The organism is Micromonospora sp. SH-82, assembly GCF_051132485.1.
Classification (GTDB): domain Bacteria; phylum Actinomycetota; class Actinomycetes; order Mycobacteriales; family Micromonosporaceae; genus Micromonospora.
In genome coordinates this window covers 4161720-4187604 of record NZ_CP148049.1, presented here as the reverse complement: position 1 = coordinate 4187604, position 25885 = coordinate 4161720, and the positions used below count along the sequence as shown (strand labels likewise).

The window sequence follows — 25885 nt, the reverse complement described above, 5'->3', positions numbered from 1 at the left end:
GCCCCCGCCCGGGACGGCCGCGCCGCAGCGTACGTCAGTCCTCGAACGCCTGCGGCGACGGGCAGGAACACATGAGGTTCCGGTCACCGTAGGCCCCGTCGACCCGCCGTACCGGCGGCCAGTACTTCCCCGTCCGGTCCACGCCGGTCGGGTACGCCCCCACCGACCGCGGATACGGGTGGGGCCACTCGTCGGCCGACACCATCGCCGCGGTGTGCGGGGCGTTCGACAGCGGGCTGTCCTCACGGGGCCACTGCCCCGACGCCACCCCGTCGATCTCGTCGCGGATCGCGATCATCGCGTCGCAGAACCGGTCCAGCTCCGCCAGGTCCTCGCTCTCGGTCGGCTCCACCATCAACGTCCCCGCCACCGGGAACGACATCGTCGGCGCGTGGAACCCGTAGTCGATCAGCCGTTTCGCGACGTCGTCGACCGTCACCCCCGACGCCTTCGTCAACGGCCGCAGGTCCAGGACGCACTCGTGGGCCACCAGGCCCTTGTTCCCGGCGTACAGGACCGGGAAGGACGCCCGCAGCCGCGCCGCCACGTAGTTGGCCGCCAGGACCGCCACCCCGGTGGCCCGGGTCAACCCCGCCGACCCCATCATCCGCAGGTACGCCCACGGGATCGGCAGGATCCCCGCCGACCCGTACCGGGCCGCCGAGATCGCCGGCCGTCCCGGCCCGTGCTCCCCCACCGGGTCACCCGGCAGGAACGGGGCCAGGTGGGCGCGGACCGCCACCGGGCCCACCCCCGGGCCGCCCCCGCCGTGCGGGATGCAGAACGTCTTGTGCAGGTTCAGGTGTGACACGTCCGCCCCGAACCGGCCCGGCTTGGCGTACCCCACCAGGGCGTTGAGGTTCGCCCCGTCCACGTACACCTGACCGCCGGCGTCGTGGACCTTCGCGCACAGCTGCGCGATGCCCGTCTCGTACACCCCGTGCGTCGACGGATACGTCACCATGATCGCCGCCAGGGCGTCCCGATGCGTGTCGATCTTCGCGTCCAGGTCCACCAGGTCCACGTCGCCGTCGGCGTCACACGCCACCACGACCACCCGCATCCCGGCCATCACCGCGCTCGCCGCGTTCGTGCCGTGCGCCGACGACGGGATCAGACACACGTCGCGGTGCCCCTGACCCCGGTCGGCGTGGTACGCCCGGATCGCCAGCAACCCGGCCAGTTCCCCCTGCGACCCGGCGTTGGGCTGCACACTGACCGCGTCGTAGCCGGTCACCTCCGCCAGCCAGTCCTCCAGCTGACCGATCAGCTCCCGGTACCCGACGGTCTGCTCCGCCGGTGCCATCGGGTGCACGTCGGCGAACTCCGGCCAGGTGACGGCCGCCATCTCGGTGGTGGCGTTGAGCTTCATCGTGCACGACCCCAGCGGGATCATCCCCCGGTCCAGGGCGTAGTCGAAGTCCGCCAACCGCCGCAGGTACCGCAGCATCGCCGTCTCCGACCGGTGGGTGTGGAACACCGGGTGGGTCAGCATCGGGGTGGTCCGGGTCAACCCGGCGGGCAGGACCTCGGCGGGGTCACCGGCCACGGCGGGCACCGCCGCGCCCAGGGCCGCCGCGAACGCCTCCCACACCGCCTCCAAGTGCGCCCCCACAGTCGTCTCGTCGCAGGCGACCCCCACCAGGTCGGCATCGACCAGCCGGACGTTCACGCCCCGCGCCGCCGCCTGCGCCACCACCTGCTCCGCCCGGCCCGGCACCCGCAGCAGCACCGTGTCGAAGAACGCGTCGTGCACCACCTGCACCCCGTCGACGGCCGCCAACCCCGCCGCCAACCGCACCGCGTGCCCGTGGGTGCGCCCGGCGATCGCCCGCAGCCCCTCCGGGCCGTGGTACACCGCGTACATGCCGGCCATCACCGCCAGCAGCACCTGCGCGGTGCAGATGTTGCTGGTCGCCTTCTCCCGCCGGATGTGCTGCTCCCGGGTCTGCAACGCCAACCGGTACGCCGGTGCGCCCGCCGCGTCCCGGGACACCCCCACCAGGCGTCCCGGCAGCATCCGCTCCAACCCGGAACGGACCGCCAGGTAACCGGCGTGGGGGCCACCGAAGCCCATCGGCACCCCGAACCGTTGGGTGGTGCCCGCCGCGATGTCCGCGCCGATCTCCCCCGGCGGGCGCAGCAGCGTCAACGCCAGCAGGTCCGCCGCGACGCACACCACCGCACCGACCCGGTGGGCCGCCGTGACCAGCGGCTCGTGGTCGCGTACCCGCCCCGACGCCCCCGGGTACTGCAGGTGCAGGCCGAAGAACTCCGCCGGCAGGTCGTCGACGTCGACGTCGACGACCCGCACCTCGATCCCCAGCGGCTGGGCCCGACCGGCGATCACCGCGACGGTCTGCGGCAGGGTGTCGGCGTCGACGACGTACACCGGGCTGGTGCTCTTGGACGCCCGACGGGCCAGGGTCATCGCCTCCGCCGCCGCCGTGGCCTCGTCGAGCATCGACGCGTTCGCCGTGGCCAGCCCGGTGAGGTCGGTCACCACGGTCTGGAAGTTCAGCAGCGCCTCCAGCCGGCCCTGGCTGATCTCCGGCTGGTACGGGGTGTACGCCGTGTACCAGGCCGGGTTCTCCAGCACGTTACGGCGGATCACCGCCGGGGTGTGCGTGCCGTGGTAGCCCAACCCGATCATCGACACCGCGACGGTGTTGCGGGCGGCCAGTTCCCGCAGCTGCGCCACCGCCTCGGCCTCACCGACCGGGGCGGGCAGGTCCAGGTCGCCGTGCCAGCGGATCGACTCCGGGATCGCCGCGTCCATCAGCTCGTCGACCGAGTCGTAGCCGACGACGTCCAACATGCGCCGCTGCGCGTCCTGATCAGGGCCGACGTGCCGGTCGGCGAACTGTTCCGAGGTCATGGGAGGGGCACCTTCCAGGGGCTGAGGTCGACACGTCGGCCTCCCCCTGAGTCACCCCCGCACATCCGGTGCGGACGCTCCACAGTGCCTGCCCACGAGGTCCTTTTGCCTGAGAGGTTCCGGGGAGGATATGCCCCTTCGGCGCCGCCGACACCTCGGCGGTCTCTCCCCCGTGGGTGATACCGGCAAGGTCAACGCTACCAGCGGCCCGCCCACCCCGGCACGTCGTCCCCACCGCAGCTGCTCACACCGCCACCGGGTGGGCCGCCGCGGGGACCTGACCGCCGCCGGTCAACCGGTCGGCCAGGGCCGGGAGGAGCACCCCCAGAGGGCCGTCCCAGCGCAGCGCCGCGTACCCGTCGCCCCGGGTCGGCCCCTGGTTGACGATCACCACCGGGATGCCCTGTCTCGCCGCCCGGACCACGAACCGGCGACCCGACATCACCGTCAACGACGATCCCAGGACCAGCACCGACCGGGCCTGCTGCACCAGGGAGAAACACCGGGCCACCCGGGGTGCCGGCACCGTCTCCCCGAAGAACACCACGTCGGGTTTGACGATCCCCCCACACGTCGTGCAGTCCACCGTCCGGAACGCGGCCACCTGCCCGTCGTCGAGGTCGACGTCGCCGTCGGGGTTCACCGCCGTCACCCGCGCCCCGAACCCCGGGTTCGCCGCCTGCAACCGCCGGTCCAGGTCCTCCCGCGAGGACCGGTCACCGCAGCCCAGACACACCACCCGGTCGAGGCAGCCGTGCAGTTCCACCACCGACCCGGACCCGGCGGCGGTGTGCAACCCGTCGACGTTCTGGGTGATCACCCCCGACACCAGCCCCGCCTCCTGCAACCGGGCCACGGCCCGGTGTCCCGCGTTCGGGGCGGCCCGGGACACCAGCCGCCACCCCAGGTGGCTGCGGGCCCAGTACCGCCGTCGTGCCACCGGGTCACCGGTGAACGTCTGGTACGTCATCGGGGTGTGCCGACGGGCCACCCCGCTGGGCCCCCGGTAGTCGGGGATCCCCGACTCGGTGGACAACCCCGCCCCGCTGAGCACCACCACCCGACCGGCGTCCAACAGCCCGGCCACCGCCTCGACCATCTCCGTCACCCGTCCATGCTGCCTCAACGGCCCGCCCACCGGCCACGCCTCTGCGGGCGGCGTCCCCGCGCGGACACCGCCCGCAGCCGCTACGGTGACCGGTATGCGTGTCGTCATCGCCGGAGGCCACGGCAAGATCGCCCGACTGCTCGGACAGGACCTCGCCGCCCGCGGCGACACCCCCGTCGGTCTGGTCCGCAACCCCGACCACGTCGGTGCGCTCACCGCCGACGGCATCCGACCCGTGCTCTGCGACCTGGAACACAGCACCGTCGAGGAGGTCGCCGCCCACCTGGCCGACGCCGACGCGGTGGTCTTCGCCGCCGGGGCCGGACCCGGCAGCGGGGCCGCCCGCAAGGACACCGTCGACCGGGGTGCGGCCACGCTCCTCGCCGACGCCGCCCACACCGCCGGGGTACGCCGCTACCTGCTGGTGTCGTCGATGGGCGTCGACCGGGACCCGGCGCCCGGCACCGACGAGGTGTTCGCCGCCTACCTGCGGGCCAAGAAGGCCGCCGAGGACGACCTGACCGGCCGGGACCTCGACGTGACGGTGCTGCGACCCGGTCGGCTCACCGACGACCCGCCGACGGGGCGGGTCACCCTCGCCCGGCACGTCCCGTCCGGGGCGGTCAGCCGCGCCGACGTCGCCCACGTGCTGCGTGTCCTGCTCGACCGGCCCGACACCGCCGGGATCACCGTGGAACTCGTCGGCGGGGACACGGCCGTCGACGACGCGGTCACCGCCGCCGTCGACGCCTGACCCGGGGCGGCGGTCAGCCCGCCCGGCGGCGGGCCCGCCGGGCCGCCAACTCGTCGCCCGCGACCTCCGACACGACCGGTTCGGGGCCGTCCACCACCGCAGGCTCCGCCGGCAGGTGCGACAGCGAACCCTGGACCTCCTTGAACGCGCCACCGATCGCGATGCCGAACACACCCTGCCCACCCTGGAGCAGGTCGACGACCTCCTCCGGTGACCGGCACTCGTACACCGTCGTACCGTCGGAGATCAACGTGATCCCGGCAAGGTCCGCCACGCCCCGCGACCGCAACGCCTCGATCGCCTTGCGGATGTTCTGCAGGGACACCCCCGCGTCCAGCAACCGCTTCACGACCTTCAACACCACCAGGTCGCGGAACGAGTACAACCGGGCGGTACCGGACCCGGAGGCGTCACGCACACTCGGCACCACCAGCGCCGTCCGCGCCCAGTAGTCCAACTGCCGATAGCTGATACCCACCGCGTGACAGGCCGTCACACCCCGATACCCCACCGAACCGTCACTGTCCGTCATCGTGTCCGGTGGTGTGCCGTCCGGTTGACGCTGATGAACACCCGGATCGGAATCTCGCGGCTCATGCATCCCGACAACCTCCCCGCCCGTGCGGTGACACATCGTTTCCGGGACGTGCACCCCTCGACACGGCAACCCTATAGCGAGCATGAAGAGTTACCACGGAGAAACCACCGCGACACGCCGCGCAGCGACACTCACCGACCCCACACCACCCGCCGTCACCCTCAGTCACCGGGCTGTGTCGGGGTGGGTCGTCAGCCCGCGAAGTCCTCCGGACTCACCTGCTCCAGGAACTCGCGGAACTTCTCCACCTCGTCCTCCTGCTCGTCGGGGATCACGATCCCCGCCTCACTGAGGACCTGCTCCGCACAACGAATCGGCGCCCCCACCCGCAACGCCAACGCGATCGAGTCACTCGGCCGGGCCGACACCCGCACCCCGTCACCGATCAGCAGATCCGCGTAGAAGACGCTCTCCTTCAACTCGGTGATCTCCACCGCCCGCAACGGCGCCTCCAGCGCCGACAGCACGTCACGCAGCAGGTCGTGCGTCAACGGACGAGCGGGTTTGACCCCCTGCTGCTCGTAGGCGATCGCCGTCGCCTCGACCGCACCGATCCAGATCGGCAGGTAGCGGTCGCCCTCGACCTCCCTGAGCAGGACGATCGGCTGGTTGCTGGGCAGCTCCACCCGAACTCCGACCACGCTCAGCTCGCGCACCGCCGCCTCCGTGTCGTCGTCACTCATATGCCCGCACCGCGCCCTTCCCCGCCACGGTACACGGACCGCGAACAGGCTGTGGAACGCGTCACCAGCCCATACACCACGCCAGAACGAGTTACCCCGGCAAGCCTACGACACGCCCACCGGGGCCGATCACCACGCACGACCAACCCCACCACACCGCACCCGAGGGAGAACGCGGCCGACCCTCACCGACCCAACGTCGACCGCAACCCCACCCGCACCAACGCCGCGTGCAACTGCTGCGACAACGCGACCAACTCCCGCGCCGTCTCCGCAGCCCGCGCCCGCGCCGCCGGATCACTCTGCCGCGCCAACGGGGCCACCAACTGCGCGAACAAACCCACCTCACGGTCGGCCGCCGTCCGGTACCCCCGCAGGTGCCGGGGCTGGATCCCGTACGCCGCCAGACCCGCCACCGCCCGCGCGATGATCAACGCGTCGCCGTCGTACCAGCCCGGCGGATCCGACACGACGATCCCGAGCCGCTCCAACTCGACCAGCGTCGACTCGTCGATCCCACTGCGCGCGACCAGGTCCACCCGACCCAACCGCACCTGCCCGGACTCCGCCGGCTCCGCGGTCCGGCCCGGCACCTCACCACCCGGACCCACCGCCACCAACGTCGGCCGCGGCGGACCCGGGCCGTCCGCCGACCCGTCCCACCCCGCGAGCTGCTCACGGATCACCCGCAACGGCAGATACTGGTCCCGCTGCGCGGTCAGCACGAACCGCAACCGCGCCACGTCGTCCCAGCTGTACTTCCGGTAACCCGCAGCAGTCCGCTGCGGCTCCACCAGGCCCTCGGCCTCCAGGAACCGCAACTTGGAAATGGTGATGTCCGGGAAGTCGGCCCGCAGTTGAGACAACACCTCGCCGATACTCATCAGCGGATGCGCCCGGGCCGCTCCCGGCGGCGTCGAAGCCGCAGGCTCGTTCACCCCCGGCCGGCCCCCTCCTCCGGACGCGGACCGGCGATGAACACCACCCGGAACTTCCCGATCTGCACCTCGTCACCATTGCTCAACGTAGCCGCCTCCACACGCTCACGGTTCACGTACGTGCCGTTCAAGCTACCCACGTCCCGGACCGTGAACGTGCCACCGTCACGGTGGAACTCCGCGTGCCGCCTCGACACCGTCACGTCGTCGAGGAAGATGTCACTGTCGGGGTGCCGCCCACTGGTCGTCACGTCATGGTCCAACAAGAACCGGGCGCCCGCATTCGGACCCCGCCGAACCACCAGCAGAGCCATTCCCGGCGGCAACGAACTGGACATCCGGCTCGGCACCACATCGGTGTCCGGCCCCTCCAGCACTTCGTCGAGCGAACCGAGATTGAGCGTCGAAGTGACGTCGAGTGGGGGGAACTCGTCGCCTGGGCGCGTCATGGGACCACCTCACGGATCAGATCGGTCGCGTCGGGTAAGGGCGAGTCTGGCCGCCGGGCAGTGCAACACCCGGCGGCTGGCTCTCCCCTGCCAGGGAAGGCAATTCCGCAACGCTCAACTATTGGATTCTCGGTCAACTGGGCGAGCCTAGCCAGCACCGAAATGCAGGGCAACCGGACGCGCGGGAAACGACTCCCGTCACGAACCCGGCCCGACTCAACCCTCGATGAGGTCACGGTAGGCCGCAGCGGACAACAAACCCTCCACCGCAGCCACGTCGTCGCAGGTGATCTCCACCAACCACCCCGCACCGTACGGGTCGGAGTTGATCACCTCAGGGGTGTCGGACAACACGTCGTTGCGCGCCGACACGGTGCCACCGACCGGCGCGTAGATCTCCGACACACTCTTCGTCGACTCGATCTCGCCCAACGAATCACCGGCGGCCACCACGGCACCGACCTCCGGCAACTGGACGAACACGATGTCGCCCAGCGCGTCCTGCGCGTAATGGGTGATCCCCACCCGCACAGCCCCACTGCCGTCACCCACCACCCACTCGTGCTCAGCGGTGTACCGCAGATCCTCAGGAATCACCAGACGCGTCCTTCATCCATCGGTGCACCGGCAGGAGACCGGTGCCGGCCGCGCCGGTCACGAGACCGGACGGGCGTGCTCCAGCTTGGTCGGCTCGTGCAGCGCCGAAACCTCGACGACCTCACGCTCCTCGACGATCACGTTACCGCCGGCACGCTGAACCGCAGCGACCACCCCGCCCGGAATGCGCAACGCCGTACGCATCGTGTCCGGCTCCCCGATCACCAGGATCGTGTACGGCCCCGACAACCGCCGCCCGTCCACCGACAACCCCCCACCCTCGGCGTCGAGGAAGTACGTCGACGCCACCACCCGCACCGGATCCCCACCGCGCCCGGAGATCTGCATCGCCTCCGCACCGGCACCCCGCAGCTCCTGCACCGCGTCCAGGATCCGGAACGCCTCCACCGGCGTCGACACCGACTCGAACCGCACCGACAACCCCGGCCCCGCCGCCGGCAACGTCCCCGCCAGGATCCCCAACTCGTCAGCCCGCCGCGTCGCCTCCTCCAACGCCGCCTGCCGGCCCTCCACACCCGAGGTCAACTGCCGCTGGCTGTCCTCCAACGCCGCGATGTCCTGCCGGAGCCGGTTCTCCCGCTGGTCCAGGTCCGACAGGATCCGCACCAGGTCCTCCTGCCGCGCCGCCGCCAACGACCCGTCCGTCGACGTCGTCTTCAACTGCACCGCCAGGGTGAACCCCAGCAACGCCAACAACACCGCGATCACCACACCGGCCGACCCGAACCGCCACCGCGGCCCGTCCTGCGCAGACCCCGCCCGGGACAGGTCGACCGTCTCCGCATCCCCGTCAAGGTCGGCATCAGGGTCGGGGTCGTCCGCAGGGGTGGCGGACCCCGGCGACACCGGGGCGGACACCCCTGCGCCCCCCGGAACCGACGGCTCCGCCTCCCGTCCCGCCGGCGTCAGGTCACCCACCTCGTCCGCCGACGGCGCCTGCGGCCGTGGATCCGGGCCCGGAGACGACCCCACCGGCCGCCCCCCACCCGACGGCCGACCCGTACCCGTATCGGTGTGCTCGTCGCTCACGCCACCAACCTACGCCCGGAACAGGTGCCGGCGAATCGCCGCCACATTGCCGAAGATCCGCACCCCCAACACCACCACCACACCGGTGGACAACTGCCCACCCACACCCAACTGGTCACCCAGATACACGATCAACCCCGCCACCAGCACATTCGAGATGAACGACACCACGAACTGCTTGTCGTCGAAGATCCGGTCCAACTTCGCCCGCACCCCACCGAACACCGCATCCAACGCCGCCACCACCGCGATCGGCAGATACGGCTGCAACGCCGCCGGAACCGTCGGATCCAGATACAACCCGAGCACCACACCGGCGAGCAACGCCAGCACCGCGATCACCGGCCACCTCCAGAAGGACTGGGAGACGTCCGCGACCCGGACGACTCAGAACTGCCCGACGGACTCGGATCCACCGGCGGCCCCGCCCACCGCAACCGCGGCTCCGCCGCCGCCGGCAACGTCAGATCCTCGGCCACCCGCACCCCGAACGACAACCCCGTCTTCGACGCCACCTGACGCATCAACGCCGACGCCGCACTGCCCTCGAACCGCTTGCGCATCTCACCCGGACCGATCGCCGACACCTCGTACGGCCCCGTCACCGGCCGGAAATCCACCAGGATCGCATCCCCCGCCGACCTGATCGTCGACGTCGCCGTCAACCGCTGACCATTGATCGACACCGCCTCCGCCCCCGCACCCCACAACGCGTTCGCCACCCGCTGAAGATCGCTGTAGATCACCCGGTCCGGGCCCGCCCCACCGTCGGCCGCCCCCGTCACCGCATCCGGATCGTCACGGGCGTCGGCCAACCGCACCACCACACCGTCACCCCGCACCCGACCCACCCCCGTGCCCGCCTCCAACTCCCGCAACCGCGCCGCCTCCGAACCACCCAACGCCTGCACCCGCAACCGGCTCACCTCGTCGCGCAACGCGTCCGCCCGCTCACCCAACCGGTCGGACTCCTCCTCACGCTCCCGGATCTGCTCCACCAACCCCGCCCGCGCCTGCGCCCGCCCCGGCTCCTCCGCCACCGTCTGCCGATACGCCACCGCCAGCAGGAAACCCACCACCACCAACACCACCGCCGTCACCGACCGCGCCGGCCACACCGGCGCCCCCGCCACCCGACTCCGCGCCGCGTCCTCGTACCCCGGATCCAACGGGTTACGGAACAACTCCGTCAGGAAGTCCGGCGCGTACGTGCGATCCCCACGCCCCCGACCCGAACCCGAGTCGCTCACGACACCACCCCACGCCGCACCGACCGCACCAACCGCCCGGCCTGCACCACGTACAACGCCCCCGCCACCCAGTACAGGACCAACCCCCACCAGGCCAACGCCCACCCCGCCGACGACGCAGACACCGACGTGTCCGGCACCGCCGAGGCCAACAACAGCAACGGGAACGCCGCCAACAACAGGAACGTCGCAGTCTTACCCACGTAGTGCACCGGCGGCGGACCGTACCCGTGCCGGCGCAACACCGCCAACGACCCCAACAACAACAACTCCCGACCGAACAGCGCCACCGTGAACTCCCACGGCACCACCTCCCGCGCCGTGAACGCCAACACCGTGGCCAGGATGTACAACCTGTCGGCGAACGGATCCAACAACTCCCCGAGCCGACTCACCTGACGCAGCCGCCGGGCCACCCACCCGTCCACCCAGTCCGTGGTGCCACCGACCGCCAACACCACGATCGCCGCCACGTCCGCCTCGACCACCAGGAACAGGTACAGGAACAGCGGCACACCCAACAGCCGCACGAAACTGATCACGTTCGGCAGGGTCAGGATCCGGTCACCGACCACCGACGGCCCCGCCCCGGGCGACGGCTGCTGCTGCGCGGGCCGACCCGACACCGAACCTCCCCCCGCGGGCACACGCCCCGCCCACCCCACAAGACCGGAGAAGGCGGGCACCCGGACGCGGTACCACCGCCGAGGCCGCTCCCGGCCCCCGACGGGACCCTCGCCTGTTGCCGCCCGATCGGTCGACCGAAGGCGGGTGACTTGCGCTGCCACTATAACGGGCCTGCTTCTGGCGGTTTGCCGCTGTTGTTTCGCGTCTGCCGTTGTGACCGGAGTCACCGATCCTGCGACAACCCCCACCACACCCCGAACCCACTCACGCCGACCGCGCCGGACTGTCACCCGGATCCGCGCCCGCCGCCACCGCCTGACCGAACGCCGCCAACGCCAACAACAACTCGTGCTGCGCCCGACCCGGCATCCGATCCAACACCCCCTGCACCGCCCGCCGCCGACGCTCCTTCACCTCACACAACAACGACTGCGCCGCCGGCGTCGGCACCAACCGCACCTCACGCCGATCCCGCGGATCCGCGACCCGCCGCAACAACCCGGTCGCCTCCAGACGGTCACACAGGCGACTCGCCGACGACGGCACCACATCCAACACCTCGGCCAACCGGTTGACGTTCAGATCCGGCCGCGTCGTCACCAACGCCAACACCCGCAACTGCGTCGGCGACACCGTCAGGTCCTGCCTGGACACTGCGGAATCCAACACACCCACCAACGCGTCGGCTGCCGCCTCGACCGCTGCGGCAAGGTTCGGAGGTCGCTCCACCCGGTGTCCCCTGCGATCGTCCCGCTCGTACTCGCCCGCCCCCGACTACCGCTCGCCCCCACCGGCCGGCCCCGACGGACCATGCCAGTCCAGGCAGACCACCACGGCGTCGTCACGCAGATCCGCGTCGGCGTGGTGGGCGTGCAGCTCGCGCATCACCGTACCAACCGCCTCCGTCGCCGGCTGCAGCCGAGTGGACCGCATCGCCCGCGCCATCGCCCGCCGACCGTACTCCTCCCGCCCCACCGGCGTCGCCGCGTACACACCGTCGGAGACCACGAACAACCGGTCCCCCGCCACCAGATCGAACTCCTGCAGGTCGTAGCGGGTCTCGGCGAACATCCCCAACGGCAACTGCTGCTCCAACGCGATCCGGGTCACCACACCCCCACGCAACCGCAACACGTGCGGCGAACCCGCGTCCACCGCCCGGACCCGACCCGACACCGTGTCCACCTCCATCAACAACGTCGCCACGTGCCGGTGACCACGATGCTGGTAGAACAACGTGTCCGAGGCCAACTCCGCCTGCTCCACCAACCCACCACCCGAACGCCGGGCGTTACGCATCGCGTTCACCGTCACCGCCGTCACCATCGCCGCCGGCAACCCACTGCCGGTCCCGTTGAGCACCGTCACCGTCAACCGGTCGGACTCCACCGCCCAGTCGAAATGATCACCACCCACCGTGTACGCCGGCTCCAACTGACCGGCCAACAGGAACGCCTCCTGCTGCACACTGCGGCCCGGCAACAGATCCCACTGCATCTCCGCCGCCATGCTCAACCGCTGCCGCCGACGCGCCCGCTGATAACGGTCGGTCTCCCGATCCGCCGCCCGCAACGCCACCGCCAACTCCCCGGCGACCTCCCCCACCACCGCCACCGTGTCCGCCGGCGCCACCGACGGGAACTCCACCAGCAGCACACCCAGCCGCTCACCCCACACCGACACCGGCACGAACACCCGACACCGGCCGCCGTCCTCACCGTCGACCACCGGCTGCTGACTGCTGAAACACCGCTGCGCCACCTGACGACAACCCTCGGACACCTGCGGATCCCGCACCGGCCACAGCCCACTGATCTGATAGTCGGCCACGAACACCTCGGTGCCCGACGCCCCCAACGACGCCCGCACCGCACCGTCCACCGCCTCGGGCAACCGGTCCGGCGGCGCCCCACGCAACGCCCGAGACACCACGACAGGCGCGTCCGGCATGCTCGTCCTCCGAAAATATTCTTGCTGTAGGGCAAGCATCATACGGAGCGACCACCGAACCCCGACGGCCACCACCCACTCAACCCCCGCGCACCGCCACCCCGCCGTAGAACGCGTCCGCCACCGCCTCCACCGGCCCCTGCGGCCGCCACCGCGCCACCGGCACGATCCCCTCCACCGTCGGCTCCCACCGACCCAACAACCCCCGCATCCGCGCCGGCTCCCGCATCCGGTACGCCGGCCCCATCATCGCCAACGCCTGCGGATACCCCGCCAGATCCATCCCGTCGAAATCCACCGCCAACCGGCTACCCGGCGCCGACACCGCATACAACTCGTCGAGCGTCGCGGCCACCGTCTCGTCGTCCAGGAACGCCGCCACCCCCAGGAACACCACCCCCACCGGGCGCCGCCCCCACCCCGGAACGAACCGGTGCAACTGCGCCGGATCCACCGTCCCCACATCGGCCGCGTCACCGAACCCGTACCCCGCCCGGTCACAACCCGCCAGGATCTCCTGCCCCGACCGGACCGTCACCGGATCCACGTCCGTGTACAACACCGACGCCCCACCCGCCACCTCGTGCACGTTCCCACACGTCGGCACCCCACCACCGAACACCAGGAAACCGTCCAACCCCTGCGCCGCCATCGACCGCACCGCCCGACCCAGGAACGACCGCAACGACCGGAACACCGGACGACACGGCCCGTACGCCCCCTCGAACGCACCGGCCGCCGCCACGTCCACCGGGAAGTGATGCCGCCCGCCCAACCAGAAATCGATCATCCGCGCCGTACTCGGCTGCTCCGGCTCACCCATCGACGACTCTCCCTCCCAGTGGACCGGCGCCAGCGTACCCACCGACCCGGTGCACCGGTATCGGCCCGCCGACACCCCCGACACCGCGATACTGACCCCGCACCGGCAGAGAAGGAGACCCCCGTGAACTCGGCCAACGGCGCAGCGGTGATCGTCGGCGTGGACGGCTCCCCCGCCGCCCACACCGCCGTCCGCCTGGCCGCCGCCCAGGCCCGACGACACCACCGACCCCTGCGCGTCGTCCACGGCTTCATCTGGCCCCACCTGCACGTCGCCACCGACCCACCCCCCGACGGCCCACCCGGCGGCGGCCTGCGTCCCGCCGCCGAACGCCTCGTCGCCGACGCCGTCCAGACCGCCCGCACCGTCGCCCCCGACCTCCCCGTCACCGGGGAGATCATCGACGGGTCCGCCTCCACGGTCCTGCTCGGCGAGGCCCCCACCGCCGCCATGATCGTCGTCGGCGCCCGCGGCCTGGGCGGCTTCGCCGCCCTGCTCGTCGGCTCGGTCGCCGTCCAGGTCACCTCACACGCACCCTGCCCGGTCCTCGTCGCCCGAGGCGACGACCACCCCACCGGCCCCGTCGTCGTCGGAGTCGACGCCTCCCCGCTGTCCCACGACGCCGTCGAGTTCGCCGCCCGGGAAGCCCTCACCCGCGACACCGACCTGGTCGCCCTGCACGCCTACCGGCACCCCACCACCACCGGCCCCGGCGACATGCAACCCCTCGTGTACGACCGGGCCGACCTCCACGAGGAGGAGGACCGGGTCACCGCAGAGGTCCTCGCCGGAGCCGCCGACCGCTGGCCCGGGCTCACCGTCACCCGACGCACCGTCCGGGCCCGACCCCGCGCCGCCCTGCTCGACGCCGCCCGAACCGCCCAACTCGTCGTCGTCGGCGGACACGGCCACAGCGCGCTCGGCGGTCTCCTGCTCGGCTCCACCGGCCACGCCCTGCTGCACCACGCCGACTGCCCCGTCGCCGTGGTCCGCGCCCCGCACTGAATTCCCGCCCCCACCGCACTCTCCGGAGCTGTTCCGCACCCACACCCGGGCCAGCCGCACCGATCCGGGGCAGGCCGCACGGACCCCGGCCGTACCGCCGACCGGGCCGGGACCCGTCGCCGGTGCATGCGGTGGACGTGGCCGGGTAGACGCGCCGGACACGTCACCACGTCACCGAGGGAGGCGACCATGCCCGGACCACGCCCAGGCAGCAATGCCTACGACAAGGAACGTGCCCGGCTACGGAACCTGATCGAGAACTCCGGGCGCGCGGCGGACGGCAAGGCCGACGACGTGGCCAACCGGGTCCTCCAGGAGGACCGGGGGCGGCGGGGCGTCGTACGCGGGGACCGCACCTACGGCCCGAAGGGTGAACGCGAACCCGGCGACCCGAAGTGAGGGCCGCCGCCGTCGACGGTGCCCTCGCCGGTGCGGTGGGCAGCGTCGCGCTCAACGTGGTCAGTTACCTCGACATGGTGGTGCGGGCACGCCCGGAGAGCTCCACCCCGCAGGCCAGCGCCGGACGCCTCGCCGAGGTGGCCGGGATCGACCTGGGCCCGCAGGAGGCGGCGGCCAACCGCCGCTCCGGGCTCGGGCCGGTGCTCGGGTACGGGTTGGGCATCGCCGCCGGGGCGGTGTTCGCCCTGTTCGTGGGTGACCGACGCCCGCCACGGCCGGTGGAGGTGGCGATCCTCGGCGGCGGGGTGATGACCCTGTCCGACGGGTCGATGACCGCACTCGGGGTCACGCGTCCCCGGTCCTGGACCCGGTCGGACTGGCTGGCCGATCTGGTGCCGCACCTGGCGTACGGGCTCGCCGCCTCGGTGAGCTGGCGTCGGCTGCGCCGCCGGTGACCGGGGGCACTTTCGCTCAAGCGTCCTAGGATGAGAGAAGGTGCGGGGGTGTCCCGACGGACATCACCGGGACACCCCCACCCGCGTCGGTCAGTCCCGGTCGCCGCTGGCGTCGTCGGCGACCGGACCGTCCACCGGGCCGTACGGGGACACCTGCCCCTCCGGCACCGCCCGACCCGCGTCACCACGGGACCGGGCACCCGACGGCGGGCGGACCCGCGGCGACGGCCCCTTGGAGTCCTGCACCGCACTGTTACGGGCGTTACGGCGCAACTCCGGCTGCTGTGGATTCGTCACGGTCTCGGCTCCTCTCGACGGGGCGTTGACGTACTCGGGTACCCACTCCCTCCCCCGACATGCCCGCCGACCCCGAAACCCGACAGGACCGGGGCCGGGGCTGCTGGTGCCGCGCCACCCGGAGGCCGGCGTCGACACCGGCGGACCGGACCCACGGATGGTCCGCCGTCGGGCGGGTACCCGACGGGCATGGCCGACCACGACCGCACCACGGCTCGGGCACTGCTGCGACGGCAGGGCCGCACCTACGCCGACGAGGCCGGCATCGACCTGGCCGACCGACCCGGCCCCCTGTACCAGCTGCTGGTGTTGACCACGCTGCTCAGTACCCGGATCCGCGCCGGGGTGGCCCTGCACGCCGCCCGGGAACTGTTCACCGCCGGATACCGCACCCCGGCGGCGATGGCGGCGGCGACCTGGCAGGAGCGGGTCGACGCCCTCGGCCGAGGTCACTACCGCCGCTACGACGAACGCACCGCCTCGGAACTGGGCCAGGGCGCCGACCTCTGCCTCGACCGTTGGCACGGCGACCTGCGCAGACTCCACCGGGCCGCCGACGGAGAACGGACCGCGCTGCGCCGGATGCTCACCGAGTTCCCCGGCATCGGCCCTACCGGAGCCGACATCTTCCTGCGCGAAGCCCAGACCGTCTGGCCCGACCTGCGCCCCTACGCCGACCGGCGGACCCTGTCCGGGGCACGGCACCTCGGCCTGCCCACCTCGGCGGCCCGGCTGGCCGACCTGGTCGGCGGAGCCGACTTCGGCCGGTTCGCCTCCGCGCTGGTCCGGGTCGCCCTCGACCCCGACTCGGCCCGGGAGGTCACCGCCGCCCGGTGACAGGGTCACTTGGCGGCCGGACGGGTCAGGTGCCACACCAGGGCCGCCGCGAGGGCCGCCAGCACGAGCAGACCACCGGAGATGCCGTCGCCCTCGTCGCCGCGACGGCCGGTGGTCCCGAAGTAGATCACCGCGACCCCGGCCAACACCGCGAAGAAGGTACGCCACCCTCGGTCGTTCACCACCGGACCGTACGACCAAAATCCCACCGACATGACCGTTTCGGCGGGTTCGTCCTGCTGCCGGGTGGGCTGCGGTCCCCGGGCCGGAACTAGTCGGTCATCAGGTCGTCCAACGAGATGGCGTGGGTCATCAACCACCTGGCCAGAGCGGGCATCCCGAACAGCCACAACGGCGCCGACTCGGTCGTCCCGTTCGTCGCGAACACCGCGAACCGCAGGTCCGGGGCCCGATACGCCTCGATCCGCCACCGGTGGTTACGGTCCCGCCACACCGCCGAGGGGTCCACACCCCTCACCCTAGGTGTCCCGCACCCCACCCGGGGGCGACCAGCGCAACCACCCACGCCCCGCCCCACCGGCCCGGACACCGGGACGCACGCTCACCACCGCAACCACCCACGCCCCGGACAGCGGCACGGTCACCGGCGCACGGGCGACGCCGTGACCCCGCCCCCGGGCGACGCCGCGACGACGCTTCGGGTGTCGTCCGGATGACGCCGGGTCACCCCCTGCCGGTCCAACAACTCCAACAACGGCACCGCCACCCGACGGGTCGTGTCCAGGGCCTGCCGGGCCGCACTGAGGGTGAACGGCTGCGCCAGCCCCGCCAACACCCGCCCCGCCTCCTCCACCGACCCCGGCGCCAACACCACGTTCCCCGCCACCCGCACCAGGGCACCGGCCCGCACCGCCGCCCCGATCTCCCGCGCCCCCAACCCCAACTCCGCCAGACACTCCGCCTCCGGAGCCCGGAACGGCCGCTGCGCCAACCCCACCCGCAGCCGCCCCACCGCCGCCGCCACCGCCGCCGGTAGACCCGGGCCACCATCACCGCAGACCCGACCGGCCACCAACCGCAACGGTGGACCCACCAACGCCTCCACCAACGCCCGGTCCGGCAGACCCAACCGGTGCCGCACCACCTCCACCGGCACCCCCGGCTCCAACGGGCACTCCCGCGCGTACCGGGAGACCTCCTCGGCCAACCGGGTCCGCACCCCGGCCCAGTGCCCCGCATCGGCCACCCACGGCCCGACCACCACCGGCGCCCCCACCACCGGGACCCCCATCCGCAGCAGGTCCGCGGCCCGCACCAGACCACGACGACGCAACTCACCCACCAGATCCGGACGCCCGTCGACCTCCCCCAACACCGCCGCCCGGGCCCGCGCGGCGCCCCGCCGCCGCAACGGCGGCGGGTCCACGTCCAGGACCCGCACCCCACCGGCCACGTGCCGCCGACCCGGATCCCGCAACACCGCCCGATCCCCCACCCGCAGCGGCAACGGCCGAGCCAACCGCAGCCGCGCCGTGTCCACCCCCAACGGGCGCACCCGCACCGCCACCGACGCCGACCCCACATGCACCATCACCGTGCCGGGCAGGTCGGCCACCGGATCCCCGACCACCCGGACGTCCACCACCGCGCTGGACCGGAACCGGTCCGGCGTCACCAACGCCTCCCCCCGCACCAGACGATCCCGGGCCGTCCCCCGCAGGTTCACCGCCACCCGCGCCACCCCGGTCACCTCCTCCCGGGCCACCCCCATCACCTGCAACCCCCGGACCCGGACCTCCTCACCGGTCCCGGCCACCCACAGCCGATCCCCGACCCGCAGCCGCCCCGCACCCAGGGTCCCGGTCACCACCGTGCCCGCCCCCCGCACCGTGAACGACCGGTCCACCCACAACCGCACCGGGCCGTCGACCACCGGGCGGGGCAACCCGGCACCGAGCCGGTCCAGGGCCGCCCGCACCCCGTCCAGACCCACCCCGGTCGTCGCACTGACCGCCACCGCCTCCACCGCACCCAGGCTCGTCGCCGCCACCTCGGCCCGCCCCCGGGCCAACGCCGGACCCGGATCGGCCAGATCGGCGCGGGTCACCACCAACAGGCCCGCCCGCACCCCCAGGGCGTGCAACGCCGCCAGGTGCTCCGCCGACTGCGGCATCCACCCCTCGTCCGCCGCGACCACCACCACCGCCGCCGGCACCGGCCCCACCCCGGCCAGCATGTTCGGCACGAACCGCTCATGCCCCGGTACGTCGACGAACGCCACTGTCGCCCCCGACGGCAACCGCGTCCACGCGAACCCCAGGTCGATGGTCATACCCCGGCGGCGTTCCTCCGCCCACCGGTCCGGTTCCATCCCGGTCAACGCCCACACCAGAGTGGACTTGCCGTGGTCCACGTGACCGGCCGTCGCCACCACCCACGACTCAGCCCCCGACCGGGACACCCAACACCGCCTCCCGCACCACCGCGTCGGCGTCCACCGGCACACACCGCAGGTCCAACAGGAGCCGACCCCGGACCACCCGCCCCACCACCGCAGGGCACCCCGTCCGCAGCGGCCCCGCATACCAGGGCGGCAGGCTCAACGCCCACGACTCCAACTCCACCCCCGGCGCACCACCACCACCCACCACCGCCACACTGCGCACCACCTCCGCCTCACGACCGGCGGCCCCCAACTCCTCCCGCAGCCGCCCCACCCGCCGCCGCAACACCACCGGATCGGCGTGCAGAGCCGCCCGCACCGGGGTGACCGGGTCACCGAGGGTCGCCGCCAACGCCGCCAGGGTCAACTTGTCCACCCGCACCGCCCGCGCCAGGGGATGCCGACGCAACCGCTGCACCACGTCGGCGTCACCCAACAACAGACCGGCCTGCGGACCACCGAGGAGCTTGTCGCCGCTGGCGGTCACCACCGTCGCCCCGGCCCGCAGGGCACTCGCCGCGTCCGGCTCGTCGGGCAACAACGGATCCGCCGCCAACAACCCCGACCCGATGTCGACGACCACCGGCACCCCCAGGGTCGCCAGCTCCCGCACCGACACCGACCCCGTGAACCCGGTGACCACGAAGTTCGACGGGTGGACCTTCAACACGAACCCCGTCCGAGGCCCGACCGCCGCCGCGTAGTCGGCCACCGTGGTCCGGTTGGTGGTCCCCACCTCGACCAACCGGGCACCCGTGCTGACCAGCAGATCCGGCAACCGGAACCCGTCACCGATCTCCACCAGCTCACCCCGGCTCACCACGATCTCGGCACCGGCGGCCAACGCCGTCGCCGCCAACACCAACGCCGCCGCCCCGTTGTTGACCACGTGCACGCCGCCCGCGTCCGGGACGGCCGCCGCCAACGCGTCCAAGGCGTCGCGGCCCCGTGGGGCCCGCCGCCCGGACACCAGATCCAACTCCACGTCGGTGTGACCGGCCGCAGCCACCACCGCCTCCACCGCCCGACGCGACAACGGCGCCCGACCCAGGTTGGTGTGCAGGACCACGCCGGTGGCGTTGAGCACCGGACGGACCTCCCCGGCGGGCAACGCCGCCACCGCCGCCTCCACCACCCGCTCCGGAGTGATCTCACCCCGACGGGCCCGGTCCTGCGCCTGACCGATGATCACCTTCACCCGGTCCCGGCCCAACGTCGCCACCGCGGCGGCCAACCGGGCCTCGGCCAGCAGCGTGTCAGTACCCGGCACCCGCCGCCGCTGGTCCCCCATCGAATCCACTCCCGACCCGTCGGCACGCCCGACACCGGAGGGCATCGACGTCGATGGCGGAGACGGACGGGAATCGAACCCGCCTGGCCCGGGTCCCGGACCACACCGGTTTTGAAGACCGGGAGGGGCACCAGCCACCTGAACGCCTCCACGCAGCAGTGAACCACAGCGGCCACCACCGGCGCCCGACCAGACGGGAAACCCGGCGCCCTCACCCCCCGGACGCCGCGGCCCGCCGAGCCATCCGCTCCCGCTGCGGCACCACCGTGTACTTCGGATCCCGGGCCGACGCCACCCCCGCGTGGAACACCCCGAACCGGGTGGCCACCGACCCGGCCAGCAACGCCCCACCCGCCACCGCCGCCACCCACCGCCGCCGGCGACCCCACACCGCGCCCACCGCCCCCGCCACCGTCAACACCCGGCCCGCCCGCAACAACCACCCCGGCCGCCCGGTCCGATACGGCTCACCGACCAGACCCAACCGCGACTCCATCCGATGCGCCCCCGCCCACTCCATCACCGCACCCGCCACCGCCAACCGCCGCGCCGGACCCGCCTGCGCCAGCGGCACGGCAAGCAACCCCACACCCGCGCCGCTGGCCAACGCGCTACCCGCGAAGATCACCGGCAGTTCCGGGTACGCCTCGTGCCACGACGGCACCGCCGTGTCCGCCAACAACACCCCCGTGTACGTCGCCAGAGCCGGCGCCGTCACCGCCGCCACCACCCCACCGACCCGCCCCACCGGCGGCAACACCCGACCCACCACCCCGAGCGGCCCCCGCTGAGGCAACCACCCCGCCCCCTCGGCCACCGCCGCCACCCCCGCCGCCGGACCGAACACCGTGAGGATCCACGTCCCCACCGACATCGGAGACGTCGGCTTCGCCACCCGCAGCATGTGATGGAACCGCTCCGGACGACCCAGATCCGACACCAGCAACCCGCCACTGGCCGCCACCGCCACCGCCGCCGCCAACCGGCCCGCCCGCCGTACCGCAGGCCGACCCGTCACCTGCCCACCCAATGCCAACAGCGACGCACCCGCCGCCAACCCCCCGGTGAACAGATACGCCGGGATCTCCCACGTCCACACCGGCGGCTTCACGATCGGCCGACCGTAGTAGGACGTGAACCGCGCCGCCGGCACCGCCAGCGCCTCCCCACCACCGTGCTCCCGCCGACCCCGGCCACCGCCCGTCACGACGACCCCCCGGCGAACGCCACCACCGCAGCCGCCGCCATCGCCACCGCCGCCACCCCGGCCCGCCGCCACATCGACGGCAACCTGCGCGTCGGCACCACCGGGTCCGGCGGCAACCCGTACACCTCCGGCTCGTCCAACAACAGGAAGAACGCCCCGTCCCCACCCACCCCGTCCGCCGGATCGTGCCCGTAGAGCCGGGCCTGCGACACCCCCTGCGACCGCAACACCCCCACCCGCTGCTCGGCCCGCCCCCGCAACTCCTCCAACGGGCCGTACTGGATCGACTCCGTCGGACACGCCTGCGCACACGCCGGCGTCAACCCCGCCCCGATCCGGTCGTAACACAACGTGCACTTCCACGCCCGACCGTCGTCGGCCCGCCTGTCGATCACCCCGTACGGGCACGCCGACACGCAGTACCCACACCCGTTGCAGATGTCCTCCTGCACCACCACCGTGCCGAACTCCGTGCGCAACAACGACCCCGTCGGACAGACGTCCAGACACCCCGCCTCGGTACAGTGCTTACAGACGTCGGACATCATCAACCAGCGGAAATCCGTCCGCTGGCCGACCCCCGTCTCCCGACCCGGCGGCCGGGCACCCGGCATCCCCAGGAACTGCGACCCCGACCCACCCGGACCAGGACCAGGACCAGGATCGGAACGACCGGCAGGCTGCTCGACGAACGCCACATGCCGCCACGAGTTCGCAGTCAACGCCCCCGTGTTGTCATACGACATCCCCAACAGGTCCAACCCCGACGTCGGGACGTCGTTCCACTCCTTGCACGCCACCTCACAGGCCTTACAACCGATACAGACACTCGTGTCGGTGAAGAACCCCATCCGAGGCGGCGCATCGACCCAGCCGGCCTCCACCGCCGGATCCACCGACCCGCCCCCACCCTCAGTCGACACGACCCTCCCCCTCCGACGGCACCTCTGTCGTCACCGTCGGCGGCTCCAGACCCGCCCGACGCCGATACCACCCCACCAGGGCCAGCAACTCCCCACCCACCGGCCGACGCCCCGGACGCAGATCACACGTCCCCACCTTGCTCTCCTGGATCAACACGTTCGGATCCAACGTGATACCGAACAGGTCGTTCGCCGAATCGCCCGTCACCAACCCCGCCGACCCGAAGTGGTACGGCAACCACACCTGATGGATCAGACGCCCCTCCACCCGCAACGGCGTCAACCTGTCGGTCACCAACACCCGCGCCTCGATCACCGACCGGGCACTCACCAGATGCGCCCACCCCAGATGCGTCAACCCCACCTCGGCCGCCAACGCCCCGGACACCTCGACGAACATCTCCGGCTGCAACTCCGCCAACGGCGCCACCGTACGACTCATCCCACCCGCAGTGTGATGCTCCGTCAGCCGACTCACGGTGAACACGTACGGAAACACCCCCGCCTGCGGCGACGGCGCACTCGGATTGATCGGATTCACCGGATGGTCGTACACCTTCCGGGTCGGGTTGGCCTGCTGACCGTAGAACGCATTCACCACCGGCGACTCCACCGGCTCGTAGTGCGACGGCAACGGCCCGTCCAACACCCCACTCGGCGCGTACAACCACGCCTTCCCGTCCCCCTGCATCACGAACGGATCCACCCCCGACAACCCCGCCACCCCCGACGCCCCCTCCGGCGGCCGATACGACGGCGGTTTCGTCCGCTCGACATCAGGCACGTCATGACCGGTCCACTCGCCGCGCTCGGAGTCCCACCACACGTAACGCTTACGCTCACTCCACGGCCGACCCTCAGGATCCGCCGACGCCCGGTTGTAGAGCATCCGCCGGTTCGCCGGCCACGCCCACCCCCACTCGGCGGCCACCCAGTCCTGCTCCCGCCCCGGCCGCCGCCGCGCCGCCTGGTTCACCCCGTCGGCGAACACCCCCGTGTAGATCCAACAACCCACCGCCGTGGAACCGTCGTCACGCGCCTGCGTGAACGTCGACAACGGCCGACCCGACACCGTGTCGTACCCGTTGATCTCCCGCAGCACCGCCTCCGCACTCGGCTCGTTCCACCGCCCGTGCGTCGGATAATCCCAGGTCGCCGCCAACAGAGCCCGGTCCCGCGGCGCCGTCGACCCCGCCAACTTCTCCCGCAACACCCGACCCAGGTGGAAGAAGAACCACAACTCCGACCGGGCGTCACCCGGCGGATCCACCGCCTTGTCCCGCCACTGCAACAACCGCTGGGTCTGGGTGAACGTCCCCTCCTTCTCCACGTGCGAGGCAGCCGGCAGGAAGAACACCTCGGTACGACACTCGGCCGCGACGATCTCCCCCGTCGCCACCTCCGGAGAATCCCGCCAGAACGTCGCCGACTCGATCTCGAACAGGTCCCGCACCACCAACCAGTCCAGATTGGCCATCCCCAACCGCTGCGCCCGCCCGTGCGCCGACCCCACCGCCGGATTCTGACCGAGCAGGAAATACCCCTTCACCTTCCCGTCGATCATGTTCAACACCTGCTGGTACGTCCCGTGGTCCCCGGTCATCCGCGGCAACCAGCCGTACCCGAAATCGTTCTCCGGCGTCGCCGCATCCCCCCAGTACGCCTTCAACAGACTCGCCGCGTACGCCCGGGCGTTCCCCCAGAAACCCTTCTGCCCGGCGGCCGCCATGCCGTCCACCCACGCGTCGAACGTCGGATGGCTCTCCGCGTGCGGCATCGGCAGATACCCGGGAAGCAGGTTGAACAACGTCGGAATGTCCGTCGACCCCTGGATGCTGGCGTGCCCCCGCAACGCCATGATCCCCCCACCGGGCCGACCGATGTTGCCCAACAACGTCTGGATGATCGCCCCCGTACGGATGTACTGCACACCCACGCTGTGCTGCGTCCACCCCACCGAGTAGACGAGCGCCCCCGTCCGCTCCCGCCCCGAGTTCTCCGTCCACGCCCGCGCCAACTCCAGGAACAGCTCCTGCGGGACACCACACACCCGCTCCACCATCTCCGGGGTGTACCGGGCGAAGTGCCGCCGCAGGATCTGGTACACGCACCGCGGATGCTGCAACGACTCGTCCCGCTGCAACGGCCCCGCCACCCCCGGACCATGCGACTCGTGCTCCAACCCCGCCGCCGAATCCCGCTCACGAACGGTGTCACCACCACCCGAGTCGCCCTCACGCCCCGCGTACTGCCAACTGTCCTGCGAGTAACTCGCCGTCGCCGGATCGAACCCGGAGAACAGCCCGTCACCGTCCTCCGCGTCGACGAACCGCTCACTGACGATCGTCGACGCATTCGTGTACGCCAACACGTACTCCCGGAAGTCCAGACCGTTCTCCAGGATGTACCGCACCACCCCACCCAACAACGCGATGTCCGTACCAGCCCGAATCGGCAGATGACCGTCGGCCACAGCACTGGTCCTGGTGAACCGGGGATCGACGTGGAACACCTTCGCACCCCGCCGCTTGGCCTCCATCACCCACTGGAAACCCACCGGATGAGCCTCGGCCATGTTGGAACCCTGGATCACGATGACGTCAGAGTTCGCCAGGTCCTGCTGAAAGTCCGTCGCACCACCGCGACCGAAGCTGGCCCCCAGACCGGGGACGGTGGCGGAGTGTCAAATACGGGCCTGGTTCTCGATCTGCAACGCGCCCAACACGGTGAACAACTTCTTGATGAGGTAGTTCTCCTCGTTGTCCAACGTCGCCCCACCGAGACTGGCGATCCCCAACGTCCGGTTCACCGCCCGGCCGTGCGCGTCGGTCTCCTCCCACGTCTGCGCCCGCGCAGCGATCACCCGATCGGCGATCATGTCCAGGGCGACGTCGAGATCCAGATCCTCCCACTGCGTGCCGTACGGCCGCCGATACCGGACCTTCGTCTGCCGCAACGGACTGGTCACCAGACTCCGGCTCGCCGCACCCTTCGGACAGAGCCGACCCCGCGAGATCGGACTGTCCGGATCCCCCTCGATCTGGGTGACCTGCCCGTCGGCGACATAGACCCGCTGACCGCAACCCACGGCGCAGTAGGGGCACACCGACCGGACCACCCCGTCGGCGTCCTCGGTGCGCGCCGACAAACCCGCAGTACGCGCCGACCGCGCCGCCGCCCCCCGACCGAGCGGATCACCCTCGGTGAGCTGCCGATAGACCGGCCAACCCGCGATGAAGGTCCGCAAACCCATCCCGCGAACCCCCTTCCACCCGGCCGACCACCGACGCCCCGACCATAGAACAACCCACCCCGCCCCGCGACCCCGTCGGACGGGAGTTCCCCCGACCGGGAAACGGGAA

27 protein-coding genes, 1 tRNA gene and 1 riboswitch are annotated in these 25885 nt (G+C 71.9%); of the genes, 5 read left to right on the top strand and 23 right to left on the bottom strand.

Annotation, left to right across the window (positions count from 1 at the left end; all coding sequences use genetic code 11):
- Positions 1-34: 34 nt before the first annotated feature.
- Both gcvP and WHN02_RS18630 read right to left on the bottom strand, forming a co-directional pair.
- On the bottom strand, positions 35-2878 hold the full coding sequence (gcvP, locus tag WHN02_RS18635; RefSeq protein WP_434740000.1) for an aminomethyl-transferring glycine dehydrogenase: 2844 nt from the start codon (positions 2876-2878) through the stop codon (positions 35-37).
- Positions 2879-2965: 87 nt separating this feature from the next.
- Positions 2966-3059, bottom strand: a riboswitch (glycine riboswitch).
- A 63-nt stretch (positions 3060-3122) separates the two neighbouring features.
- On the bottom strand, positions 3123-3977 hold the full coding sequence (locus tag WHN02_RS18630; protein WP_434744001.1) for an NAD-dependent protein deacetylase: 855 nt from the start codon (positions 3975-3977) through the stop codon (positions 3123-3125).
- Between the two features lie 103 nt (positions 3978-4080).
- Here WHN02_RS18630 and WHN02_RS18625 point away from each other — a divergent pair, with 103 nt between their 5' ends.
- Complete coding sequence (locus WHN02_RS18625; RefSeq protein ID WP_434739999.1) at positions 4081-4740, top strand: NAD(P)H-binding protein; 660 nt, start codon at positions 4081-4083, stop codon at positions 4738-4740.
- Between the two features lie 13 nt (positions 4741-4753).
- Here WHN02_RS18625 and WHN02_RS18620 read toward each other — a convergent pair whose 3' ends face one another.
- The 12 genes from WHN02_RS18620 to WHN02_RS18565 all read right to left on the bottom strand — a co-directional run bounded on the left by WHN02_RS18620 (position 4754) and on the right by WHN02_RS18565 (position 13705).
- Positions 4754-5341 carry a MerR family transcriptional regulator gene (locus WHN02_RS18620; protein WP_434739998.1) on the bottom strand — a complete coding sequence of 196 codons (588 nt, stop codon included), beginning with the start codon at positions 5339-5341 and terminating at the stop codon, positions 4754-4756.
- A 188-nt stretch (positions 5342-5529) separates the two neighbouring features.
- Positions 5530-5994, bottom strand: a complete 465-nt coding sequence (locus WHN02_RS18615) for a bifunctional nuclease family protein (protein WP_350899034.1) — start codon at positions 5992-5994, stop codon at positions 5530-5532.
- A 212-nt stretch (positions 5995-6206) separates the two neighbouring features.
- Positions 6207-6905 (bottom strand): transcriptional regulator FtsR, encoded by a 699-nt coding sequence (ftsR, locus tag WHN02_RS18610; protein WP_434739997.1) that lies wholly within the window; start codon positions 6903-6905, stop codon positions 6207-6209.
- Between the two features lie 50 nt (positions 6906-6955).
- Positions 6956-7408: an oxoglutarate dehydrogenase inhibitor Odhl gene (odhI, locus tag WHN02_RS18605; protein WP_350899017.1), complete on the bottom strand. Its 453-nt coding sequence runs from the start codon at positions 7406-7408 to the stop codon at positions 6956-6958.
- A gap of 216 nt (positions 7409-7624) precedes the next feature.
- Entirely contained in the window at positions 7625-8005 is a 381-nt protein-coding gene (gene gcvH, locus WHN02_RS18600; protein ID WP_434739996.1) for a glycine cleavage system protein GcvH, read from the bottom strand.
- 57 nt (positions 8006-8062) lie between these two features.
- Entirely contained in the window at positions 8063-9055 is a 993-nt protein-coding gene (locus WHN02_RS18595) for a DUF881 domain-containing protein (protein ID WP_434739995.1), read from the bottom strand.
- 9 nt (positions 9056-9064) lie between these two features.
- Positions 9065-9397, bottom strand: coding sequence for a small basic family protein (locus WHN02_RS18590; RefSeq protein ID WP_350899011.1), 333 nt, complete (start codon positions 9395-9397; stop codon positions 9065-9067).
- Positions 9394-10305, bottom strand: coding sequence for a DUF881 domain-containing protein (locus WHN02_RS18585; RefSeq protein ID WP_434739994.1), 912 nt, complete (start codon positions 10303-10305; stop codon positions 9394-9396). The genes WHN02_RS18590 and WHN02_RS18585 overlap by 4 nt, the downstream gene beginning before the upstream one ends.
- Positions 10302-10931, bottom strand: coding sequence for a CDP-alcohol phosphatidyltransferase family protein (locus tag WHN02_RS18580; protein ID WP_434739993.1), 630 nt, complete (start codon positions 10929-10931; stop codon positions 10302-10304). The genes WHN02_RS18585 and WHN02_RS18580 overlap by 4 nt, the downstream gene beginning before the upstream one ends.
- 265 nt (positions 10932-11196) lie before the next feature.
- Entirely contained in the window at positions 11197-11661 is a 465-nt protein-coding gene (locus WHN02_RS18575; protein WP_434739992.1) for a MarR family transcriptional regulator, read from the bottom strand.
- 45 nt (positions 11662-11706) lie between these two features.
- Positions 11707-12882 (bottom strand): PP2C family protein-serine/threonine phosphatase, encoded by a 1176-nt coding sequence (locus WHN02_RS18570; protein WP_434739991.1) that lies wholly within the window; start codon positions 12880-12882, stop codon positions 11707-11709.
- A 79-nt stretch (positions 12883-12961) separates the two neighbouring features.
- On the bottom strand, positions 12962-13705 hold the full coding sequence (locus WHN02_RS18565; RefSeq protein WP_434739990.1) for an SAM-dependent methyltransferase: 744 nt from the start codon (positions 13703-13705) through the stop codon (positions 12962-12964).
- Between the two features lie 123 nt (positions 13706-13828).
- On the opposite strand from WHN02_RS18565, the gene WHN02_RS18560 reads away from it, so the two are divergent.
- The 3 genes from WHN02_RS18560 to WHN02_RS18550 all read left to right on the top strand — a co-directional run bounded on the left by WHN02_RS18560 (position 13829) and on the right by WHN02_RS18550 (position 15564).
- Entirely contained in the window at positions 13829-14710 is an 882-nt protein-coding gene (locus WHN02_RS18560; protein ID WP_434739989.1) for a universal stress protein, read from the top strand.
- Between the two features lie 189 nt (positions 14711-14899).
- Positions 14900-15109 (top strand): phosphatidylethanolamine-binding protein, encoded by a 210-nt coding sequence (locus tag WHN02_RS18555; protein WP_434739988.1) that lies wholly within the window; start codon positions 14900-14902, stop codon positions 15107-15109.
- On the top strand, positions 15106-15564 hold the full coding sequence (locus WHN02_RS18550) for a hypothetical protein (protein ID WP_434739987.1): 459 nt from the start codon (positions 15106-15108) through the stop codon (positions 15562-15564). The genes WHN02_RS18555 and WHN02_RS18550 overlap by 4 nt, the downstream gene beginning before the upstream one ends.
- A gap of 90 nt (positions 15565-15654) precedes the next feature.
- On the opposite strand, the gene WHN02_RS18545 is transcribed toward WHN02_RS18550, so the two are convergent.
- Positions 15655-15861: a hypothetical protein gene (locus tag WHN02_RS18545; protein WP_434739986.1), complete on the bottom strand. Its 207-nt coding sequence runs from the start codon at positions 15859-15861 to the stop codon at positions 15655-15657.
- 189 nt (positions 15862-16050) lie between these two features.
- On the opposite strand from WHN02_RS18545, the gene WHN02_RS18540 reads away from it, so the two are divergent.
- The gene (locus WHN02_RS18540) at positions 16051-16698 is read left to right on the top strand and encodes a hypothetical protein (protein WP_434739985.1); all 648 of its coding nucleotides are present in this window, start codon (positions 16051-16053) and stop codon (positions 16696-16698) included.
- A 5-nt stretch (positions 16699-16703) separates the two neighbouring features.
- On the opposite strand, the gene WHN02_RS18535 is transcribed toward WHN02_RS18540, so the two are convergent.
- The 8 genes from WHN02_RS18535 to fdh all read right to left on the bottom strand — a co-directional run bounded on the left by WHN02_RS18535 (position 16704) and on the right by fdh (position 25776).
- The gene (locus tag WHN02_RS18535; protein WP_434739984.1) at positions 16704-16880 is read right to left on the bottom strand and encodes a hypothetical protein; all 177 of its coding nucleotides are present in this window, start codon (positions 16878-16880) and stop codon (positions 16704-16706) included.
- 89 nt (positions 16881-16969) lie between these two features.
- Complete coding sequence (locus WHN02_RS18530) at positions 16970-17167, bottom strand: hypothetical protein (RefSeq protein ID WP_350896896.1); 198 nt, start codon at positions 17165-17167, stop codon at positions 16970-16972.
- A 132-nt stretch (positions 17168-17299) separates the two neighbouring features.
- Complete coding sequence (gene selB, locus WHN02_RS18525) at positions 17300-19120, bottom strand: selenocysteine-specific translation elongation factor (RefSeq protein WP_434739983.1); 1821 nt, start codon at positions 19118-19120, stop codon at positions 17300-17302.
- Entirely contained in the window at positions 19101-20393 is a 1293-nt protein-coding gene (selA, locus tag WHN02_RS18520; RefSeq protein ID WP_434739982.1) for an L-seryl-tRNA(Sec) selenium transferase, read from the bottom strand. The genes selB and selA overlap by 20 nt, the downstream gene beginning before the upstream one ends.
- 54 nt (positions 20394-20447) lie before the next feature.
- A tRNA-Sec gene (locus WHN02_RS18515) sits at positions 20448-20543 on the bottom strand.
- 61 nt (positions 20544-20604) lie between these two features.
- The gene (gene nrfD / locus WHN02_RS18510) at positions 20605-21600 is read right to left on the bottom strand and encodes an NrfD/PsrC family molybdoenzyme membrane anchor subunit (RefSeq protein ID WP_434739981.1); all 996 of its coding nucleotides are present in this window, start codon (positions 21598-21600) and stop codon (positions 20605-20607) included.
- A complete protein-coding gene (locus WHN02_RS18505) occupies positions 21597-22523 on the bottom strand; it encodes a 4Fe-4S dicluster domain-containing protein (RefSeq protein WP_434739980.1) in 927 nt (308 codons plus the stop codon). Before WHN02_RS18505 ends, nrfD begins: the two co-directional genes overlap by 4 nt.
- Positions 22513-25776, bottom strand: a complete 3264-nt coding sequence (gene fdh / locus WHN02_RS18500) for a formate dehydrogenase (RefSeq protein WP_434739979.1) — start codon at positions 25774-25776, stop codon at positions 22513-22515. Before fdh ends, WHN02_RS18505 begins: the two co-directional genes overlap by 11 nt.
- Positions 25777-25885: the final 109 nt, after the last annotated feature.

What these genes read in the sequence shown, in the direction of transcription:
- gcvP (WP_434740000.1), bottom strand. Translation starts at nt 2,878, where the DNA reads ATGACCTCGGAACAGTTCGCCGACCGGCACGTCGGCCCTGATCAGGAC.
- WHN02_RS18630 (WP_434744001.1), bottom strand. Translation starts at nt 3,977, where the DNA reads ATGGTCGAGGCGGTGGCCGGGCTGTTGGACGCCGGTCGGGTGGTGGTG.
- WHN02_RS18625 (WP_434739999.1), top strand. Translation starts at nt 4,081, where the DNA reads ATGCGTGTCGTCATCGCCGGAGGCCACGGCAAGATCGCCCGACTGCTC.
- WHN02_RS18620 (WP_434739998.1), bottom strand. Translation starts at nt 5,341, where the DNA reads ATGCATGAGCCGCGAGATTCCGATCCGGGTGTTCATCAGCGTCAACCG.
- ftsR (WP_434739997.1), bottom strand. Translation starts at nt 6,905, where the DNA reads ATGAGTATCGGCGAGGTGTTGTCTCAACTGCGGGCCGACTTCCCGGAC.
- odhI (WP_350899017.1), bottom strand. Translation starts at nt 7,408, where the DNA reads ATGACGCGCCCAGGCGACGAGTTCCCCCCACTCGACGTCACTTCGACG.
- WHN02_RS18570 (WP_434739991.1), bottom strand. Translation starts at nt 12,882, where the DNA reads ATGCCGGACGCGCCTGTCGTGGTGTCTCGGGCGTTGCGTGGGGCGCCG.
- WHN02_RS18565 (WP_434739990.1), bottom strand. Translation starts at nt 13,705, where the DNA reads ATGGGTGAGCCGGAGCAGCCGAGTACGGCGCGGATGATCGATTTCTGG.
- WHN02_RS18555 (WP_434739988.1), top strand. Translation starts at nt 14,900, where the DNA reads ATGCCCGGACCACGCCCAGGCAGCAATGCCTACGACAAGGAACGTGCC.
- WHN02_RS18540 (WP_434739985.1), top strand. Translation starts at nt 16,051, where the DNA reads ATGGCCGACCACGACCGCACCACGGCTCGGGCACTGCTGCGACGGCAG.
- selA (WP_434739982.1), bottom strand. Translation starts at nt 20,393, where the DNA reads ATGGGGGACCAGCGGCGGCGGGTGCCGGGTACTGACACGCTGCTGGCC.